Consider the following 19295-nt stretch of genomic DNA (forward strand, 5'->3'; position numbering starts at 1 on the left):
TAGGGTATTTAAATGTAAGGAGTATGTAGCGCGATTACATTTGCAGCAGATTATAGGGAGTTTAAGTTGGTCAGGCCACACAATTGGCAAGGAATAGTTAACTCCGTCAATAGTAGTGCCATGCACAAGATAGGCAAATTTAAACGAATTCTAACTCACTCACAAAGCCACGTTATCGATATCAGTAACGCCAATCAACTCGGCTATTTCGGTTACATGGGTATCGACCCAAGCGCTGCTGATCGGTCCCCAGGTCACAACGCGGTAATAACCTGCATTATTTCGGCTGCCTTCCTGTACAAATTCGACTCGAATACCTATATCTTCAAAAGCCGCTATCGCATCCTGTAAGGTGCGGCGAGGCATTCCAGTTAACTTATTGAGTGATAATAAGTTATGGCGTTCATCATCCATCAAATGCGCCAAATAAAGCTTACGCAAAAACGCCTTATGCTGTTTTGAAATCGGTTGTGATACGGGTATAGAAAGTGACATCGGATAACCTGTATGATGATAAAAATAATTACCATCAAAACTACTTTATATTCAGTTAATAAGGCAATAGCTAACCCTAAATAGTTGACGTTAAATATACACAGATCACGGCATCACAATGGGGCTGATTGACTTGAATAAAACAACTTGTATTCTCCCCTAGAATACTGCTATTTCTCACCTCAGTTATTTATAGGTAAATAGCTGAAATATGTTTTTATAAATTAAGTCGTGCCATGCATATAGACAAACTACACTTACTGATGTGAGTCATGGAGTGGCTTAGCGAGCCTCGCCCCTGCAACTAAAGAGTCCCGTGGAGGTATTGGTGATAATGAACCTTGATAAAGATAAACCCGATAACTCTGGTATTCGATATAACCACTACAAATTAATGGGATTAATGGCACTCTGCAGCTATCAGATTAGCCACGCAGCCGAGCTTAACATTGGCGTTAGCCTCTCTATTCCCCCCTATGTTATTCAAGAAACTAACAGTGGACTCGAACTCGAATTACTCTACAAAGCTCTCGCGGTTAAAGGGCATCAAGCCACCATTCACTACCTTCCATTCGCACGTACATTCCATGAGCTAAAAGAAGGCAAACTCGACGGCATCATCAATATTAAAGAAGGAATGTTAAAAAACGTCTTTTATTCCGATGTGGCAATTAGCTATCAAAACTGTGCCATCAGCCTCGAATCTAATCGTTTCAATATCAATAGTATAAAGGATTTAAGCAACAAACAAATTGTCGCTTTCCAGCGTGCATCGACCATGTTAGGGGAAGAGTTTACCCAAATGGCTAAAGCCAATACTGGCTATAAAGAACAAGCACGGCAGATACAACAGGTTTATATGCTTATGAAACATAGAGCCGATGTGGTTGTGATGGATAAAAATATTTTCAAATACTATTTAAAGCAGGCTTATCTCGACGGGCGACTGAACAGCAAAGAATTACAACAGCAAGCGGTTTGCCACAAAATATTCCCACCATCGGAATATCGTTTCGCATTTCTCAATGCGCAAATTCGTGATGATTTTAATGCGGGTCTAGAACAGATTACCCAAGATGGTACCCTGCTAGCACTACAGGAAAAATACAGCCGCCTCATGTCCATAGAGACTGAAGCGGAGGCATCAGCCAATATCATAGAACGCAGCACTATCGGAAACGATGCGCTCTAACTTACAATTAAAAAGGACGCTTATGCGTCCTTTCATTAATAAAACCCTTACTTAACAACAAGCACAGGGCAAGCCGCTCCATTAGCCACAGCTTCGGCGACATTAGTATGTAAAAAGTGTGATAATCCACTTCGGCCATGGCTGGCAATGACCACCATGCCAATATCCTTGCTATTGGCCTCCTCTAAAATTTGATCTACAGGATCACCACGGCGGATCAATGTGGTTATAGGGAGATCCGTTTTAAGCCTCTCTAGTAGCGCCTGCATTTTATTGGCCGCCGCATCCTCCATGCTTTTCGCCAGTTCCTCAGGTGTGATAGATAAAATCAAAAAGTTTTCATCACCAACAGGCTGCTCAACAACATGTAAAATCTTTAGACCAACATTATATAAATTAGCCATTTCAATGGCGTAACTCAGTGCATGGGCCGCAGTTTCAGAAAAATCTGTGGGCCAGAGTATTTGACCTTTACGCATAATCTGTACTCCTTATATGGCGCGTATGGATTATCTTGTTGGTTTTAACTGCTTAGTCTTTAAGCCAAGCAACGGCATCGTCTTTATCGACAAAAAACTTCACCTGTGCAGGTGTAAACCAATTTGCTAATTTCGCCATAACCTCCTGAAGGGTTGTCTTACCTACTATGGCTATTTTTTCAAAGTGGCGAACGTGCTTCACTCCTAGTTTTAGATCATCCCACGCGGCCTGTAGTTCCAAGCCTTCCAATTCAGTGACATCCACTAAGGCATAAATATCGGGATCTTTTACCCCCTCTAAAGCTGACTCCAGCACAGGTACCATCATTTCGTAGTCTTGATGGGTTAATGTGCCGATGGCTTTAAAGGCAACAAAAAAATCATCATCACCATAGCGCTCAATACCAATAGAAATTCCGTGTTTTAACAAAGCCATACATCCTCCCTGTATAAAAACCACCCATATTAGTGTAGAAGCTAAGTCCACAATAAGCCGTGATCTTGCTCATAAATACACCAGATAACTTGCACTGACTCACTAAGCCAACTAGGATAAACCGACTAATCAGTCGGTTTATCTATAACTGCGTGGTAAATTAAAAATCAACCATGCATTTTGCCGCTAATACACACTTTACACTTGGAGCAACAATAATGAATATGGCCACAGGTACCACGAATATCTCGCCACTGACCCAGTTGCTCCAATGTCAACGCAGCTGTTACTTAACAAACCCCAATTCCGATTACAGTGTACGAGTTGAGCAACTAACGCGGCTTAAAGCGGCTATATTACAGTTCCAAACCCCTTTGGTTGAGGCATTAAGCCAAGATTATGGTCATAGATCCAAGGATGACAGCCTAATATCAGACATTATGCCCGTCATCAATAACATCAATTACACCCTAAAGAACCTCAAAAAGTGGCTTAAACCCAGCCATCGCCATGCGGGAATTTTACTCGCGCCCGCCAAGGTCACAGTCCATTATCAACCTTTGGGGGTTATCGGCATTATCGTGCCGTGGAATTTCCCCGTCATGCTGTCAATTGGCCCGCTAGTCACCGCCATTGCCGCAGGTAATCATGCCATGCTCAAAATGTCTGAATTTACCCCAGCAACAAATAGAGTGATAAAACAACTCTTAGCCCAAGTGTTTGATGAATCCCATGTCGCCGTTGTTGAAGGTGAAGCCGATATTGCTGCCGAATTTTCTGCCCTGCCCTTCGATCATTTACTCTTTACAGGCTCGACCACAGTTGGCCGCCATGTGATGCGGGCCGCCGCGAATAACCTCACACCCGTGACACTCGAACTGGGCGGTAAATCACCCGTAATTATCGCCCCCGATATGCCGCTTGAGATAGCAGTAGAACGAATGATTTACGGTAAGTGCCTAAATGCAGGGCAAATCTGTGTCGCCCCTGATTATGTGCTTTGTCCTAAAGCCAAGGTGGATGATTTTATCGCGGCCTACCAAGCTAAGTTTAAATCCATGTACGGCGCGATTAACCACAATCAGGACTATGGCTGCATCATTAATACACGTCAGTTTGACCGCCTTATGACAGTACTTGACGATGCCAAAGCTAAGGGTGCCCGTGTCATTTCGGCAACTAACGAAGCCATAGATAGCCAAAACCGCAAAATTGCGACTCAGTTGATAACGAACACCAGTGAAGACATGCTATTGATGCAGGAGGAAATATTTGGCCCATTACTGCCGATTATTGGCTACAACTCCTTAGAGGAAGCGATTCAATATATCAACCACAGGGCAAGACCTTTAGCCCTTTATGTGATGAGTTTCGATGAGCCAACTCAGCAAAAAATCCTCCAGCAGACCCATTCTGGCGGCGTTTGTATCAATGAAACCGTGTTCCATGTCGCGGCCGACGATGCGCCCTTTGGAGGTATAGGGTCATCGGGTATGGGGCATTACCATGGCAAAGAAGGCTTTTTGACCTTCAGCCACGCTAAAACCGTACTCAGCCGTGGCCGATTCAACACAGGTAAGTTTGTGCACCCACCCTACGGCACGTTTATCCAACGTATGTTGATGAAACTATTCTTGCGCTAGTCATTGGGGATAAATCTTGAATAAGCCAGTAACAACCCAGCCTATAGAAATAATAAAGGATAAACGCCAAGCCATTCTCGATACTGCCTTGACGCTCTTTGTTAGCCAAGGATTTCATGGTACTTCGACCGCATCTATCGCTAAGCAAGCCGGCGTAGCAACGGGCACTTTATTCCATCACTTCCCCTCCAAGGAAGCCTTGATGGAATGTTTATTCCTGACAATAAAACAAGAGTTTGCCGATGCTTTACTGTTAAACATCCATAAGGGCAACGATCTTAAACACAATGCCATGCAGCTATGGCAAAGTGCGATAGATTGGTCACTGGCTAACCCCGTCAAACAGCTGTTTTTTCAGCAATATTCAATGTCACCCATGATTACCCCCAAGGTGCGCGATCAAGCGATGAACAGCATCTTAGGCTTTATTAGCGAACTCATTAAACAGGGACAAATGATGGGATTAATCGCCCATTATCCAGTGGAATTGATGCTAGAAAACTGTCATGGTCAATACCTAGCAGCAACACGATTCTTTATCGACAATCCACAATTGGGCACCAATAAAGACTACCGAAATGCCAGTTTTGAGCTGTTTTGGAAGGCTATGCAAAGCTAACCGTGCTGCACTTTACCTACCGAAAGCAATTAGCATGTGTCGTAACTCGGTTTAAGTTTCATTAAAAATCATCGATAAACGATAACTTATGATTGACTATCACTAAGTTACTTCCTATATTAATTCCCATATTCATATCAACATTTGTGAAAGGGAACATCAATGCAATATATCATTCAGCTTATATGCGGTTTCATCTTGGTTGCGAGCATCACTGCTTGCCAGAGTATAAATGTCACTGAAAGTCACTTTTTAAACCCAGATAAAGCAATCACCCAAAGCTTACTGGACAAAAGTGGTCGGCAACTACAACTCTCCCAAATCCACATTAAGGCAAGTGATGGTATCCAATTAGGTGGCGTATTAATCACACAGAAAAATGCTAAATTCACCCTTATTTATTTTGGTGGCAATGAATTTAGAATCAATACGAACGGAGCAGATGTAGCAACAACCCTAAGCCAATTTGATAATAATTTGTTGATAGTCGACCACAGAGGTTACGGCATGAGTCAGGGCTCCCCCAATATAGAAACACTCAAGCAGGATGCTGAAAGCGTGTATGACTTTGTCAAGTCACAACCTGAACTCTCGCAACTACCTATCATTGTCCATGGTCTATCCCTTGGCAGTATGATAGCGGGAAATTTATCAAACCAGAGACCCCTCGATGGTTTGGTACTCGAAGGTTCTCTTACAACAGTTAAGGATATGATTGACAAACAAATACCTTGGTATGCAACCCCTTTTATTGATTTTCAACTGAACGATAAACTAGCTAACATCAATAACCTTGTATGTGTCGCTAATTATACAGAGCCATTATTAGTTATAGTGGGAGAAAATGACAATACGACACCCAAAGCACTTTCAGAAGCCTTATTTGCCCAGTCGAAATCCACTAATAAGCAGCTATACATAGTGCCTAATAAAGGTCACGGCAACGCTATGTTGAGTCCCGACTTCTCTAAACATTACCAAGCATTTATTCACAGCATTCTCTATAAGCAGGCAAAATAACTATGAATAAAATTAAACGTTTAAGCCGTTTTATCACTGTAGTTCTGTATTTTAGCTTAGGCTCCATATTATTGAGTTTAGCGATAGCGATATTTAATACGAATGGCCAATTACACTTCGGTGAGCCCAAGCAAATGAATGTCTGGCTCGGGCTCAGTATTGAAGGAAGCTGGCAAACATTAGCCGAACAACTAACCCAAGCGGGATTCAACGCTGTGCTACTACTTGGTGTATGGCAAATCATTCCCTTAATCATAATTAACTGCATGTTAATTAAGCTTTTTAAACTATACCAACGAGGATTAATTTTTGCCGAGGCCAATATTCGCTGCTTTCAATACATAGGCTGGGCCTTAATTGGTCAATTTATTATGGTACTCTTTTACCCTCCGATATTGACTACGATAATTAACACTCTCCATACAGATGCGGGACTCCCTCGTAGTATTGGCATCAATGATAGCGATATTACTATGTTGCTCACTGGTTTTATTATTAGTGTTATCGCCGAAGTGATGCGTCAGGGAGCCGAGATACAGTCAGAGCAAGAGCTAACTATCTAATGGCAATTATTATTGAACTCGATGTGCAACTCGCAAAACGTAAGATGAAATCGACTGAGTTAGCGGCTGCAATTGGCATTACCCCACAAAATTTATCTATTTTAAGGGCCGGTAGAGCCCGAGCGATTCGCTTCTCCACCCTTGAAGCCATCTGCCGACACCTACAATGCCAGCCTGGTGATATATTGATCTACAACGATGATCCCACATTCGAAGATGAGCAAGACGAGATTGCCTTAAAACAAAACCGAGCCACTTAGCTCGGTTATTTAGTCAAAAGGAATAGCTGTATTGACGAGTTAAATTTTACGTCATTAAAGCTAAAGTTTCTTTGGCAAAACACTACCAAAAGAAACTTGACATAAACATTAATTTTGACTCAGTTCTTGGGCTTTTTCGGCTGGCTGGGCGACTTGAGTTGGGCTCCAGTAGCCTTGTTTGATTCCTTTATCAATCAGCTCAGCAACGGCAAGTTCGATGGCCTGCAACACACAAAATTGCACTGGCTCGTTGGTGGTAAAACCGACTTCGGCCTCGGCGAGTCGATTTAAACTCGTGTAACGGAACAAGCCCGCACGCATTTCTTGGGACAAGACCCGTTTGCTGGTCGAGACCGACATCATCACTTTACCTGTGTGCACATCCACGGCACGCAGATAAATGGTCACCAGATCTTCACGGTACATTTCCGATGCGCCAATGCCATAGTATTCGACACCGCTACCGCCTGTACTAGTGTTGGTCTCATAACTAATGACGCCACCTTCGAGTAGCAATCTGGCCGTGGATAATACGGGCACTTCATCGCCCTTAGTACCGCTCTGCTTGTTGCTGATCTTGCGCTCGGTGAGCAGGTTTTGCAGCCCTTCACGCTCCACTGGCGTAAACCATTTAGAGTCGAGCAAGGTCTGCATCAACATCGATGTCGCGCCCTGAGTCACTGCGGTCGAAAACGAACTCACGTTAACCTGTGGCTTATATTGCCCCGTTTGATCGCGAAAGGAATACACGGCTACAGGAATAGGAAACTTAGGTCCAGGTTGAGTTTGCAGCCCACGCATCACTTCACTTAGGGAATTAACCTCAGCAGCCGTGATATTTAAATCGGGTTTGGAGATCAAGCTACAGGCCGACACACTTAACAATAATAAACTCACTAACACTAGACGGGCCATTAGTTGACTCCTCCGAATGTCGGCATTTCAATCACAGTGATTTCACCGGTTTCAGTATTAGTAATCGTCAGCATCACGCCATTTCCCGTAGAAGCCACTTCAATGCGAAAATCACCGGTATCGTAAACACCATCGGTGATTTCACCATCGGCAACGCCACGCGTGATCGAGTTGATGATGTTACGCTCTAGGGATTCTTTAAAACGGGTGACAAAATCCTTCTCGGTCGAGCTGGATTTATTGTCGTTCTGCGCTTGAGCCTTATTTAATAAAAAAGCCCCATTTTGCGGATTGCCGCCAAAACTGGGATTAATTGGCGTGTAAATCAATTCAGTGGCTAGACCACTGCTTGCCACACATAAAGTGACAAGGGCAAGTAACGTCCTGTATATCATTATTATTATCCTAAAAGTCGTCCGATGTTCCTGAAAAATCACCTGTTATTGCATTGGCTCTGACTTGCGCTAAATAATCAATCGTGAGCAAAATCGCCTGCTCTGCACTCTCTTTAATCGGGTTTGCACGACGACCAAAATGAGTGGTGTAAATCCGAGTCCCGTTTACCTCTAGAGTTAAAACGGTTCCTGCCTGTGGAAACACTGTCTCATACAGAGTGACGTTAAAGCCTTGGGTAAAGGGCAGCTCGCGCCAATAGCTTGAGTAGTAAAAGCCAAAGTCCTTACCAAACCGAGTCAAGGTTCTATCTATCACTAAGCCACTAATTTCAATGTCGTTATCGGCAATAGTGATAGGGGAAGCCAGTAGCAGGAATGGGCATAAAACGCAGGTCAGCAGACACTGTTTTAACTGTTTCACTTATCCCTCCTTAACCTTTTAATCGAACCTTAAAAACCGCGCTAACCTCTGTTAGAACAAGGTGAGTTTTAGTGCAAATTTTCGATAAAGCAGGTTAACAGGGTTAAAGATCTCCCGTCATTACGCTGGGGGGCAAATTAGCCCGAAGAGCTAAGGTAAAAATACAAAAATAGCCCATTTGGCTAATATGCTAAGAGGCCGGTGGGGATAGGAATTACGCGACAAACGAGCGAGTGAGATAGACAATAAAAATGCGACCCGAGCGTCGCATTTTTATGTTTAGAGTCAATAACACAGGGAGCTTGAATTATTGTGGCAGCCATAATCGTACCAATAGGCCACCGTCGCTACGATTATGCATGCTGATACTGCCATCGTGGGCTTCGATAATTTCACGGCACAGAGGTAAACCTAAGCCAGTACCCGATTGTTTTGTGGAGTAAAATGGCAGCAGCGCCTGCTCTAATACTTCGCCAGACATACCTGTACCGCGATCCTCAATCGCAATACTGAAACCTGCACCATCCACTAAGGTTTGATATCGAATCGACAGCGTTACATCCTCAGGTTTTGAGCCAGATTCATGGGCATTTTTAAGTAAATTGAGTAGCACTTGCTCCATCTGTCCTTGATCGAAATAACCATCGACTTCAGGTAAATCATCCTTAAGTTTAAAGGGATAATGCTGGGTTAACTGGGTGGTAAATTGCGCCCAATTCACCTGACGGCGCTGTGGGAGTGGTAACTTAGCGAAGCGTGCATAGTTGAAAATAAATTGACTTAAATGGTTAGTGCGACTCTCTATAGTATCGAAAATCAACTTCAACCTAGGATTATCCATATCTTTGGTGAGCAGACGGCCCGAATTAACCATTGAAGCAATGGGCGCCACAGAATTATTAAGCTCGTGGCTAATAATGCGGATCACTTTCTTCCACACTGCCACCTCTTGGCGATTTAACTCGCGGGTCATCTGCTTGAGTAAAATCAAGTTATGCTGCTGGTTATTCAATAAAAATTGACCACGACTCAAATACCAAGTTTCTACATCATCTTCGCCCATGGCAAAGAGTCCGTTCTTTTCATGTTTAAGCGCTAAAGCTAATACCTCAGGCAAGTCCACCAGCAATTCGTCAAGGCTCAAGCCTTCCATTCTGCCCTTTTTATGAAATAGATGACGCGCCGCATCGTTGGCGTAAATGAGCCGTTGATGATCGTCCAGTAGTAACATCACATTGGGAGAACTTTGAATGACCTTATCCAGCAATAACTCACGCTGGTAAATATATTGCCTTTCTTGGCGCAATTTAGCGGCGCTATGGTTAAATAACTGCGCTAACGCTTTGAGTTGCCCTTCGCCATGTTCGGGAATACTTACGCTAAAGTCGTTATCACTAAAATTTAGCAAGCCAACTTCGAGGGAATCTAAACTACGGCCGAGATGCCGAGTTAACCAAGCAATGCCTAAACCACAGGCACCGCAGGCGAGTAATATTCCAATTAACCAACTATCAATAGACAAGAACGCGGTATTTTCATCCACAGCCATTGCAGCGGGAATTTTTGGGGGAAGAATAGAAAGTGACTCAATACGGGGGATGACAATATGTGGTGCAGGATTAAACTGCCCTTCTTTAAGTTGTTCTAATGCGTAAAGTTTTAGATGTAGCTGCTCTTGCTTAAGTTGTTCAAGCTTTTTTAATTCATTTTTAATCTGCTCGGTTGTAACGCGTTGCTGAGTTGATAATGCCTGTTGAAATTGCTCAGTATTTTTAAGCGCTAGCTCTATTGAAGATACGGTTTTTTCAAGCTGAGAAAGATCAATCGGTGGCACATCGACCGCAGGAATATCAATGTGGATTGAGTCTTCTACTTCCTTTGGCGTAGGGGACAGATATTTCGCTACGCCAAAGCTCAGCAAAACACCAAAAGCGCAGCAAGCCATTGAATAAATGATTAGTTTAGTTCGGAGTAACAGCTTCATTTTTGCCTACCTTACTCGCGCGCTAAACCAAATTTATCCATACGACGGTATAGTGCCTGACGGCTAAGTCCAAGGGATTTTGCCACTCTCGCAATCACGCCCTTATGCAGACTCAGTGCCGCTTCGATTTCCTCTCGGCTCACCTCTACCGGCTCATTGGAAAATGTGGCATTAACGGGGGTGGGAGTGGAAGCATAAACTGGCTTAGAGTACTGCAATCCCATTTCCGACTGAGTTTGTATACTGTGGGATGATGAAGTACTAATCGCACACGTAATGGGCGCTAAACCAAAGTCGGTTTCGGTCAGCACGCGACTTTGCGCCAATAACACGGCTCGCTTGCAGGCGTTTTCAAGCTCGCGCACATTCCCCGGCCAGCGGTGGTGCAATAACGCCTGCAATGCGGGTTTACTCAGGCTAAACTCGGAGCCGATAAAGTGTTGTACTAAAGGTAAAATATCATCGGTTCGTTGATTCAGTGGCGGTAATGCCAGCTCAATGACATTTAAACGGTAGAATAAATCTTCACGAAAACGCCCTTCGGCAATATCTTGAGCCAGATCCGCATTGGTCGCACTGATCACTCGCACCTTAACTTTCAAGGTTTTATGACTACCTAAGCGCTCAAACTCGCCAGTCTGTAGCACTCGCAATAACTTTACTTGTCCCGAGAGCGGTAAATTACCGATTTCATCTAAAAACAATGTGCCACCATCAGCCGCCTCGAAGCGGCCAATACGTACTTTGGTCGCGCCAGTAAAGGCGCCCGCCTCGGCGCCAAACAGCTCGGCCTCTAACAAGTCCATAGGCAAGGCACCGACATTGACCTTGATAAAGGGTTTGTTTTTGAGCGGCGAATTGGCGTGGAGAATATCGGCGAGTTTGTCTTTTCCCGCACCATTGGGACCCGTGATCAACACTGATACATCGGAGCGCGCCAGTTGCAAGGCTAAATCAATACAACGTTGCATCGCCCCACTGCCAAATACGATACCGCAGAGATCCGCATCGGCTATCGCCACTTGGCGTTGATGATTAACCCGCTCGAGGCGATGATTGGCACGGGAGAGTTTATAGAGCGCAATCAGGTTTGTGATGCTATTGAGTAACTTAGCGTCGTCCCAGGGTTTACCCATATAATCGGCCGCGCCCGCTTTAACCAGTTCGACCGCCGTTTCGAGCTGAGTCCATGCCGTCATCAGAATGATAGGCAGATCCGCTTGGCGTTCGCGAAGAGCATAAAAAAGCTGCCGACCTTCCTCGCCCGAAGTGGTATCTCGGGTAAAGTTCATATCTTGAATGACGAGATCGACTTCCTGAGTCGTCAGTAACCCAAGGGCTTCTTCAGGGTTATGGCAAGTCAGCACCCGATAATCATTGAGTTCTAGCATCAAACCTAGCGCTTGGCAGATAGCATGATTGTCATCGACGATAAGGATGGTATCCATAAGTGTGAGTTCTGTCCTAAGTAAAACCCGTTAACGGTAAAGTAACAAAAAGTGCAATAACATCCTATTGTTATCGCACTTTTGTCGAGCTTTTATCGTACCTTGAGTGACATCAAATATTCCGCTATACGCTGCGAGTGGCGGTTGCTGGCGAAATATTTGCCGCCTTACGCGCCGGCAAGTAAACCGCTAGCGTGGTGACAATGAATAAGCCTGCCACAGTGAATAATGGATAACTTAACTCCAACATAGGCAAGCTATAAATTTTCATTAACTGTTGCCCCAACTGTATCGCTAACAAACCACCCAGCACGCCTCCCGCTAAGCAAATCAAATAGTTCTCCACGAGGAAGTAACTGATAATATTGCGCTTTTTAGCACCCAATGCGCGGCGGGTACCTATCTGCTTAGTGCGGCGCTGAATATTAAACATCACCATGCCCGTTAAACCGAGCGAGGTGATCAGCAGCAGCAACACCACCATCATAGTTAACACAGTAATCATCAATTTATGATCGCGATATGAGCTATCTTTTAAGGCCTCGATTGACTTAAATCCATCGAGCACTCGGTTTGGATTCTCGGCCAGCAGCGCTTTTTTTATCGCGTCTTTAAGCTCGGCGTGAAACTCAGATTTGGCCCGTACCATGTAAGAACTGCTGCCATAATCCACATTTTGAATCACACTATTTTCAAGGCTAGAACTGTCAATCCACGCGCCTTGCAGTTTTTCGACTACGCCAATCACAGTGATCTGCGCATCCTTACCTTCGTACAATACTTTGCCAAGTGCGGATTCATCTGGCCAGATGGCTTTCGCTAACACGCTGGAGATGATCGCTAATCGGCTAGGGCTATCGAGGCTATCCTTAAGTTCATGGGGGTAAAAGTTACGTCCCTCAATCAGCTTAAGGCCTAAGGTCTCAATGGTGTGATCTGTCCCTAAATACATGGCAAATTGCGGTGTCGATTTAGTGCTATCAGGATCTGGCCCCAGCTTTAACGTGCTCGACCAGCCGCCACCGCTTAACGGCAACATATTGGTTGAGGTCGCATCAATCACATTGGGTAGCCCCCGCAAAATTTGCTGATCAATTTTGTTTTGCGCGGTTTTATCAATCAATGGATCGAAGTTGAACAAGCTAAAGGTCAAGACTTCTGACTCTTTAATCCCCGAATCACGCTGCATCAGGGCTAAACGCTCTTGAATAATAAAGCTCGCATTCGCCACAATCGCCACAGACAAGATAATCTGAATAAGCAGTAAGATTGGGCCGCTTTTACTACGCAATAAACTGCTGAGAATAGGTTTAATATGCAACATAATGAGTCCCTTACTGGCTTTTCAGATAAACGCTAGGTTTAGTGCGACACACAACCCATGCTGGATACAAGCCAGCCAACAAGGCTGTGCCTACCGCAATACTTGGGGTGATAATCCACATACTCGCCGATAAATGGGTTAAACCCTTAGAGACCTCAAACTGTGCCGATAAGCCATAAAGCGAAGCGTAGGCCCAAGCCAGTCCCAGCAAACCACCGAATAAGCCAATCATGCCCACTTCAACCATATATTGAGCGAAGATTTGACCACGGCTAGCACCAATAGCGCGGCGTACACCCACTTCGGGCGCTCGCTTGAGGAACTTAGTCAGCATCAAACCTAGTATGTTGACTAAACAAACACTTAAAAACAGCACGCTCAAACCAACTAAGATTTTATTGTCTTCGGGCACCACATGATTGTATTCAAGCCAAGTCGCCACATCGGAGACTTTGACTGAGTCAGCGGCAGATTTAGTATCCGTAAAACGGCCCAGGGCTTTTTGCTCCGCCACATAATTGCTGAGCCAAGAACGGTAACTGGCTACTGCGTCTTTATTTGGCAACTCAACCCAATACAGCAACCACACTTTTTCAGAGTTAAGGCGATCGCTGTAACTATTCATCGTCTCAAACTTCCAACCCGAAGTGTTACCCCATATATCAAACTCTTCGATAGGCGTCAGCGAAAACGGCACAAAAATTTGGTCCGTGTCGTTAAAGGCACCGTTAGTGGGATCATAATATTTAGGCTTAGGATCCCAGGCTTCAATCACCCCAACCACTTGATAAGGTTTACGATTAAGATAGATAACTTTGCCAACACTGTTTTGACCCGCAAACAACTTTTGATTGAGTTTATCGTTAATCACCACTTGATAAGCAGGTTCAGTGTCGACGGATTTATCCCACACGCTACCGTACAAAAATGGTACGTCAAACAGCTTAAAAAAGTCACTGTCCGTCACCCGAATGCTTTCTAAAATAGGTGCAAAATTGGCATCCTCCGTTTGCACTGCCATCCCAGTGCGAAACATCGCAGCTTGGCGTTTAGGTAAGGTATTGTTGCGCAGATTCATCACGTCTTGGTAAGTCACTAACGAGTTAAACTCATCCCAAGAATCAGGACCTTGGCTCCAAAGCTGTACCGCATTTAACTCATCAGAGCGTTCACCCGCAGGATTAAATGACATCATCTTGTACACGTTTAACGTGGTGATAGTGATACCGATACCAATGGAAATCGCCAACACCATCAACAGCGACAACACTGGCGTTTTCTTAATGCTGCGCCAAGCTAAATCAACATAATAAAAGAACATAATGCATATCCTTAACGGTCGGCGTTGGCGACAAGTTTGTCGATATCAGTCGCAGCATTGATGTCACTGACATGTCGATAACCTTGATGATACATAGTAAAGTCACACACTTGGCCATCGACAATTTGAATGTTGCGTTGGGCGCGGCGAGCAAGTTCAGGATCGTGCGTCACCATAATAATGGTCGTGCCCGCTTGATTGATATTCTCAAGTAACTCCATCACTTGACGCGCCATTAGGCTATCGAGGTTCCCCGTAGGTTCGTCGGCGAGTAGGAAACGAGGCTCACCAGCCAAAGCGCGGGCAATTGCCACCCTTTGTTGTTGTCCACCCGATAACTGAGTGGGTAAATGTTTAAGGCGAGATGCGAGACCAACTTGCTCTAATGCCTCTTGTACACGACGTTGACGCTCCTTGGCATTAAAACCACGGTAGCGCAGCGGCACTTCGATATTTTCTGCCAAGTTAAGATCAGGAATTAAGTTAAAGCCTTGGAAAATAAAGCCAATTTTCTCATTACGGATAGTGGCGCTCTTGTTATCGCTCAAGTTAGACACGTTAATCCCATCGAGAAAATAGTCACCGTGGGTAAAACCTTCGAGTAAACCCGCGATATTTAGGAAAGTCGTTTTACCCGAGCCAGAAGGCCCGGTGACGGCCACAAACTCACCTTCGTTTACCTCGAGATTAAAATCGCGCAGGGCGTGGGTTTCCACTAAATCCGTTTTAAAAACCTTGCTCACGTTCTTCATTGATAACATGCTAATTTCCTTTAAATAATCAAATCTATTTTGCGCCCAGACTCTGCGTCTACACCTTAGGCATCGACTCATGCACTACCATGAGCAGCGAGCCTTCATCAGCCAAAGAATGGCTCGACAACACACTCTAAAAGCCACACGAGGGCACGCTGCATAACATTGGCGGTTTCGATAGAAACCTCACCCACTTGGTGAACCTCACCCAAAGGATTGGTCCATTCCAGCAAATTCAGTCCGAGGAAGAACCAGCTATTGGGCTCACCGATACTCAATTCCACCGCAACTACCAGTAACAATAAGGCCAGTACTCCAAACATTTTGGATGACATCAATACACTGATATCAAATTGTTTATCACGCATATCCGGCTCCTTTTCTTGTCTATGCCGCCGTGTTTCTTGTTACTACTGCGAGTCACTACAAATAGTCACTAGGCGGTTAAATTCATCACATCGTTTTTAGTCATTTACGAATATCGGTATCAATGAATTCTGACCTGCTCTGCACTATTAAAGGGCTCGAGGCTCGAAATCACCCACTCATCTCCTGCTTTGCCGCCATCGAGCACTTCCACTTGGCTCAGGCTGGTACTGCCGAGTTTAATCTGACGGCGACTGGCTAAATCACCCTCGACTTGGTAAGTCTCATCGCCACCGCCGCTAGTCATAAAGGCGCCACGTTTTACCATAAGAACATTGGGTCTGTGCTCTAACAAGACTCGGGCCGAGATGCGTTGATTCTGGCGCAGTGTTAGGCTGTCGCTTTGGTCAAATTGCACCCTAGCGGTCACTTCACGGTTACGCACTTCAGGGGAGATGGACGATAACTTGCCCATTAACTTAATACTGCCAAAACTCAACTCGACTTCCATGCCTAAACCCAGATCATCCGCATAGGACTCAGGCACGGCTAACTCGGCCTCATAGGCACTTAAATCAACGACGGTTAAAATCGGTTGATTGGCGCTAAGACGGGTTTTCTGCTCAGTGATCCAGTTACCGATAATGCCGTTAACGGGTGCGACAATATTCAAGGCATCGACTTGGCGTTCTAGCTCGCGTACCGCAAGGGCCTGACGCTCAACTTCTAACGCTTTGTTTTTAATTTCAAAGGTTAACGTATCTTTCGTTAACGCCACTTCCTGCTGTGCATGCTTAAACTTCAGCTTGGCTTTGTGTAAATCATCTTTGCCCTTTTCATAATCAATCTGACCAATAAGTTGACTTTGAATAAGCAGCTCTCCGCGTCGGCTTTCCCTATCGGCCGCTTCAAGATCGACCGTTGCCATATCTAAGGTTTGATAAGCTTGTAATTGATCGCGTCTCGCATCCAACTTAGCGCGCTCTAATGCACTCTCCATTCCTGCTAGTACGGACTTGGCTTGCTCTAACTGGTTAGTGAGTCTTGGACTATCGAGTTTGGCGACCACATCGCCTTTTTTGACGGTATCGCCAGGATTACTGAGCAGAGTGACGGTTCCTTCCTCTGTGCTATACAAAATCGGCGCATTGGCCGCCACGATTTTACCTGTGGTCGCCACATCGCGGGTTAATGTCCCCATATAGAGTGTTGCCGTAGTGATATCGCTGCGGCTAAGGGATTTGCTTACATTATCAGAGCCTAAACTCGCCCACACTAAGGCGCTGACTAATAAGGCGCAACCGCCAATCAACAGAGGTAACTTAAGACGTTTAATGGTCGATGGCACAAGTACAGTATCTTGGCCGCTAGTATCTTTAATCATCGCTTGGCTCGCTTCTCTGTTGGGATCATCAGTGCCGGAACGCATCAACGGACACTATTGGAAATCTCTACCATAGAGATAGCAAAGCCTATGCCAAACAAGTAAAAACATTTATTTTCAAACTGTTAAGCAAAACTCACCGCTGAAAGTGTCCGCGGACACTGGAGCTTTATTTAAAAGTGTCCGCAGCAGTGAAATGAAAAGTGTCCGATTGAGAAAAGCGGTTCCTAGAAGCTAAAACCTAGGACCTCGATTTATTAGTCGAAAAAGCCGAGTTTCCCTTTACAGTAAAATCCTTGCCACATAAGATCCTGCCACCCTCGCAGCAAAAACGATCAAAAGACCAAACCCTATGACCACAATAACAATCACTCGCCCAGACGACTGGCATATTCATTTAAGAGACGGCGCCCAGCTTAAAGATACTGCGCGCGACATCAGCCGCTATATGGGCCGCGCCATCATCATGCCAAACTTAGTGCCACCCGCTATCGATACCGAAACCGCACTGGCCTATTACGATCGCATTAAAGCGCAGGTGCCCGCGAGCTCACAGTTCGAACCTTTGATGGTGTTGTATTTAACCGACAAAACCAGCCCAGATGAAATCCGCAAGGCCAAAGCTTCGGGTAAAATTGTCGCAGCTAAACTCTACCCTGCGGGCGCGACGACTAACTCAGATTCCGGCGTGACCGATGTTAAAAACATCTATCCCGTACTCCAAGCCATGCAAGAAGTCGGCATGCTGTTTTTAGTCCACGGTGAAGTCACAGATTCAGCGATTGATATTTTCGACCGTGAGCGTGTCTTCATTGAAAATATCTTAAGTAAAATTGTCGCCGATTTCCCCGCGCTTAAAATCGTGCTTGAACATATCACCACTAAAGATGCGGTCGATTTTGTCACCCAAGCCTCTGATAATGTGGCCGCGACCATCACAGCGCATCACTTACTGTATAACCGCAACCACATGCTAGCTGGCGGTATTCGCCCACATTTTTACTGCCTGCCGATTTTAAAACGCAACAGCCACCAGCAGGCGTTATTAGCGGCTGCGGCAAGCGGCAGCAAGAAGTTTTTCCTCGGTACAGATTCGGCGCCCCACGCTAAAGATAAGAAAGAAGCCGCCTGTGGCTGCGCGGGCTCCTACACGGCCCACGCCGCCATTGAGCTGTATACCGAAGTGTTTGAGTCGGTCAATGCGCTGGATAAACTCGAAGCCTTCGCCAGCTTTAATGGCCCAGATTTTTACCATCTGCCACGCAATGCCGATACCATCACGCTGGTCAAAAAGTCATGGGATATCCCCGCAACTTACCCGTTGGGCGATACTAACGTAGTGCCTATTCGTGCTGGAGAAGCCATTGATTGGCAAGTTAAATAAGCCTTAAGTCTTTAACATCAAGTCGCCTACGGGCGACTTTTTTATCAGATTTTGATTTTTAATCCACAATCGGTCAGTATCCAGCGTTTAGAATACGGCCCTTACTTATCACCTTTTAAGAGAAAATCAGTATGCCCACAAGGATGTTATTCTCCGTTTTATCTTCAAGCCTGTTGCTGAGCGCCACGATCTCTTTGCCGACCTTTGCGGCCAATGAACTCACAGGGATCTGGCAGGGACAGTTAGGTAAAAGCAAGGTCAGAGTTTGTTTTAATCAATATGGAACAGGCAGTTATTACTATCAGCGCTACTTAACGCCGATAAGACTCGAGCAGCAAGATGAATTGTGGAAAGAAGAAGGCAATACCGGAAATTGGCAGTTTGATAGTGTCACACCACAAAAACTGAGCGGCCATTGGTTTAAAGATAGCGCGAGTAAATCGTTACCTGTGCAACTTGAGCGAGAAATCAGCCCAGATAAGGTCGAGGATTGTGGTGCCGATGCTTACAATCTACCGCTAGAAACCACGCCAAAACTCAGCCGAGGTAAATGGCAAAGCTACGAAAATATTGAGTATCGCCCGCTGACGTTTGGCACAGATGTAGGTATCGAATTTAAAGGCCCACAAACGGGTATATTGGCAATTAATCAATGGCTTGAACATAAGCTCACCGATGAAGCACAACTAGCACAAACCTTTGACACTCGCCGCAGAATGCTGGCACAAATGGGCAGTTTTGTAACTGACGAAACCTTTGCCGAACCGATTTTTATTAATCAACCTGAACTCGGGATAAGAAAATTTGAACTAATAGCCCTCCAAGTGATCGGATCTTTCGACCAAGAGAAACCCCATCACACCGGAGGGCCTATGCATAAATTAGTGGAAG

General features: G+C 45.1%; 21 protein-coding genes. 8 read left to right on the top strand and 13 right to left on the bottom strand.

Features of this window, described 5'->3' with window-relative positions; genetic code table 11:
- Nucleotides 1–159 precede the first annotated feature (159 nt).
- The gene (locus L2744_RS01945) at nt 160–495 is read right to left on the bottom strand and encodes a winged helix-turn-helix domain-containing protein (RefSeq protein ID WP_248990465.1); all 336 of its coding nucleotides are present in this window, start codon (nt 493–495) and stop codon (nt 160–162) included.
- 334 nt (nt 496–829) lie between these two features.
- Between L2744_RS01945 and L2744_RS01950 the strand changes: the two genes are divergently transcribed.
- Complete coding sequence (locus L2744_RS01950) at nt 830–1687, top strand: substrate-binding periplasmic protein (protein WP_248990466.1); 858 nt, start codon at nt 830–832, stop codon at nt 1685–1687.
- A gap of 47 nt (nt 1688–1734) precedes the next feature.
- Here L2744_RS01950 and L2744_RS01955 read toward each other — a convergent pair whose 3' ends face one another.
- On the bottom strand, nt 1735–2166 hold the full coding sequence (locus L2744_RS01955) for a universal stress protein (RefSeq protein ID WP_248990467.1): 432 nt from the start codon (nt 2164–2166) through the stop codon (nt 1735–1737).
- A 52-nt stretch (nt 2167–2218) separates the two neighbouring features.
- Entirely contained in the window at nt 2219–2602 is a 384-nt protein-coding gene (locus L2744_RS01960; RefSeq protein ID WP_248990468.1) for a SpoIIAA family protein, read from the bottom strand.
- A 218-nt stretch (nt 2603–2820) separates the two neighbouring features.
- On the opposite strand from L2744_RS01960, the gene L2744_RS01965 reads away from it, so the two are divergent.
- The 5 genes from L2744_RS01965 (at nt 2821) to L2744_RS01985 (ending at nt 6707) form a co-directional block, all read left to right on the top strand.
- Nucleotides 2821–4245, top strand: a complete 1425-nt coding sequence (locus tag L2744_RS01965; RefSeq protein WP_248990469.1) for a coniferyl aldehyde dehydrogenase — start codon at nt 2821–2823, stop codon at nt 4243–4245.
- Nucleotides 4246–4261: 16 nt separating this feature from the next.
- Complete coding sequence (locus tag L2744_RS01970) at nt 4262–4864, top strand: TetR/AcrR family transcriptional regulator (protein WP_248990470.1); 603 nt, start codon at nt 4262–4264, stop codon at nt 4862–4864.
- 162 nt (nt 4865–5026) lie between these two features.
- On the top strand, nt 5027–5884 hold the full coding sequence (locus tag L2744_RS01975) for an alpha/beta hydrolase (RefSeq protein WP_248990471.1): 858 nt from the start codon (nt 5027–5029) through the stop codon (nt 5882–5884).
- A 2-nt stretch (nt 5885–5886) separates the two neighbouring features.
- A complete protein-coding gene (locus L2744_RS01980; RefSeq protein ID WP_248990472.1) occupies nt 5887–6447 on the top strand; it encodes a DUF2975 domain-containing protein in 561 nt (186 codons plus the stop codon).
- Complete coding sequence (locus L2744_RS01985) at nt 6447–6707, top strand: helix-turn-helix domain-containing protein (protein ID WP_248990473.1); 261 nt, start codon at nt 6447–6449, stop codon at nt 6705–6707. The genes L2744_RS01980 and L2744_RS01985 overlap by 1 nt, the downstream gene beginning before the upstream one ends.
- 108 nt (nt 6708–6815) lie before the next feature.
- Here the strand turns inward: L2744_RS01985 and L2744_RS01990 are convergent, their stop codons facing one another.
- The 10 genes from L2744_RS01990 to L2744_RS02035 all read right to left on the bottom strand — a co-directional run bounded on the left by L2744_RS01990 (nt 6816) and on the right by L2744_RS02035 (nt 17020).
- The gene (locus L2744_RS01990; RefSeq protein WP_248990474.1) at nt 6816–7622 is read right to left on the bottom strand and encodes a CsgG/HfaB family protein; all 807 of its coding nucleotides are present in this window, start codon (nt 7620–7622) and stop codon (nt 6816–6818) included.
- Nucleotides 7622–8017 (bottom strand): curli assembly protein CsgF, encoded by a 396-nt coding sequence (locus L2744_RS01995; RefSeq protein WP_248990475.1) that lies wholly within the window; start codon nt 8015–8017, stop codon nt 7622–7624. Before L2744_RS01995 ends, L2744_RS01990 begins: the two co-directional genes overlap by 1 nt.
- A gap of 10 nt (nt 8018–8027) precedes the next feature.
- Nucleotides 8028–8438 (bottom strand): curli production assembly/transport protein CsgE, encoded by a 411-nt coding sequence (locus L2744_RS02000; RefSeq protein WP_248990476.1) that lies wholly within the window; start codon nt 8436–8438, stop codon nt 8028–8030.
- Nucleotides 8439–8745: 307 nt separating this feature from the next.
- On the bottom strand, nt 8746–10416 hold the full coding sequence (locus L2744_RS02005) for a sensor histidine kinase (RefSeq protein ID WP_248990489.1): 1671 nt from the start codon (nt 10414–10416) through the stop codon (nt 8746–8748).
- 17 nt (nt 10417–10433) lie between these two features.
- Complete coding sequence (locus L2744_RS02010) at nt 10434–11870, bottom strand: sigma-54-dependent transcriptional regulator (RefSeq protein WP_248990477.1); 1437 nt, start codon at nt 11868–11870, stop codon at nt 10434–10436.
- A gap of 124 nt (nt 11871–11994) precedes the next feature.
- Nucleotides 11995–13194, bottom strand: a complete 1200-nt coding sequence (locus L2744_RS02015) for an FtsX-like permease family protein (protein WP_248990478.1) — start codon at nt 13192–13194, stop codon at nt 11995–11997.
- Between the two features lie 10 nt (nt 13195–13204).
- On the bottom strand, nt 13205–14515 hold the full coding sequence (locus tag L2744_RS02020) for an ABC transporter permease (RefSeq protein WP_248990479.1): 1311 nt from the start codon (nt 14513–14515) through the stop codon (nt 13205–13207).
- Nucleotides 14516–14526: 11 nt separating this feature from the next.
- Entirely contained in the window at nt 14527–15276 is a 750-nt protein-coding gene (locus L2744_RS02025; protein WP_248990480.1) for an ABC transporter ATP-binding protein, read from the bottom strand.
- 98 nt (nt 15277–15374) lie between these two features.
- Nucleotides 15375–15638, bottom strand: coding sequence for a hypothetical protein (locus tag L2744_RS02030; RefSeq protein ID WP_248990481.1), 264 nt, complete (start codon nt 15636–15638; stop codon nt 15375–15377).
- Between the two features lie 119 nt (nt 15639–15757).
- Nucleotides 15758–17020, bottom strand: coding sequence for an efflux RND transporter periplasmic adaptor subunit (locus L2744_RS02035; RefSeq protein ID WP_248990490.1), 1263 nt, complete (start codon nt 17018–17020; stop codon nt 15758–15760).
- Between the two features lie 352 nt (nt 17021–17372).
- Here L2744_RS02035 and pyrC point away from each other — a divergent pair, with 352 nt between their 5' ends.
- Together pyrC and L2744_RS02045 are read left to right on the top strand one after the other, a co-directional pair.
- Entirely contained in the window at nt 17373–18404 is a 1032-nt protein-coding gene (gene pyrC / locus L2744_RS02040; RefSeq protein WP_248990482.1) for a dihydroorotase, read from the top strand.
- A 131-nt stretch (nt 18405–18535) separates the two neighbouring features.
- On the top strand, nt 18536–19295 hold a 760-nt coding region (locus L2744_RS02045), incomplete at its 3' end, for a hypothetical protein (RefSeq protein ID WP_248990483.1).

The organism is Shewanella profunda, assembly GCF_023283765.1.
GTDB classification, from domain to species: Bacteria; Pseudomonadota; Gammaproteobacteria; order Enterobacterales; family Shewanellaceae; genus Shewanella; species Shewanella profunda.

Excerpts from the sequence above, each read along its gene's own strand:
- L2744_RS02025 (WP_248990480.1), bottom strand. The coding sequence starts at position 15,276 with ATGTTATCAATGAAGAACGTGAGCAAGGTTTTTAAAACGGATTTAGTG.
- L2744_RS01975 (WP_248990471.1), top strand. The coding sequence starts at position 5,027 with ATGCAATATATCATTCAGCTTATATGCGGTTTCATCTTGGTTGCGAGC.
- L2744_RS01945 (WP_248990465.1), bottom strand. The coding sequence starts at position 495 with ATGTCACTTTCTATACCCGTATCACAACCGATTTCAAAACAGCATAAG.
- L2744_RS02035 (WP_248990490.1), bottom strand. The coding sequence starts at position 17,020 with ATGATTAAAGATACTAGCGGCCAAGATACTGTACTTGTGCCATCGACC.
- L2744_RS02010 (WP_248990477.1), bottom strand. The coding sequence starts at position 11,870 with ATGGATACCATCCTTATCGTCGATGACAATCATGCTATCTGCCAAGCG.
- L2744_RS02030 (WP_248990481.1), bottom strand. The coding sequence starts at position 15,638 with ATGCGTGATAAACAATTTGATATCAGTGTATTGATGTCATCCAAAATG.
- L2744_RS02015 (WP_248990478.1), bottom strand. The coding sequence starts at position 13,194 with ATGTTGCATATTAAACCTATTCTCAGCAGTTTATTGCGTAGTAAAAGC.
- L2744_RS01950 (WP_248990466.1), top strand. The coding sequence starts at position 830 with ATGAACCTTGATAAAGATAAACCCGATAACTCTGGTATTCGATATAAC.
- L2744_RS01985 (WP_248990473.1), top strand. The coding sequence starts at position 6,447 with ATGGCAATTATTATTGAACTCGATGTGCAACTCGCAAAACGTAAGATG.
- L2744_RS02020 (WP_248990479.1), bottom strand. The coding sequence starts at position 14,515 with ATGTTCTTTTATTATGTTGATTTAGCTTGGCGCAGCATTAAGAAAACG.
- L2744_RS01980 (WP_248990472.1), top strand. The coding sequence starts at position 5,887 with ATGAATAAAATTAAACGTTTAAGCCGTTTTATCACTGTAGTTCTGTAT.
- L2744_RS01965 (WP_248990469.1), top strand. The coding sequence starts at position 2,821 with ATGAATATGGCCACAGGTACCACGAATATCTCGCCACTGACCCAGTTG.
- pyrC (WP_248990482.1), top strand. The coding sequence starts at position 17,373 with ATGACCACAATAACAATCACTCGCCCAGACGACTGGCATATTCATTTA.
- L2744_RS01990 (WP_248990474.1), bottom strand. The coding sequence starts at position 7,622 with ATGGCCCGTCTAGTGTTAGTGAGTTTATTATTGTTAAGTGTGTCGGCC.
- L2744_RS01960 (WP_248990468.1), bottom strand. The coding sequence starts at position 2,602 with ATGGCTTTGTTAAAACACGGAATTTCTATTGGTATTGAGCGCTATGGT.
- L2744_RS01995 (WP_248990475.1), bottom strand. The coding sequence starts at position 8,017 with ATGATATACAGGACGTTACTTGCCCTTGTCACTTTATGTGTGGCAAGC.
- L2744_RS01955 (WP_248990467.1), bottom strand. The coding sequence starts at position 2,166 with ATGCGTAAAGGTCAAATACTCTGGCCCACAGATTTTTCTGAAACTGCG.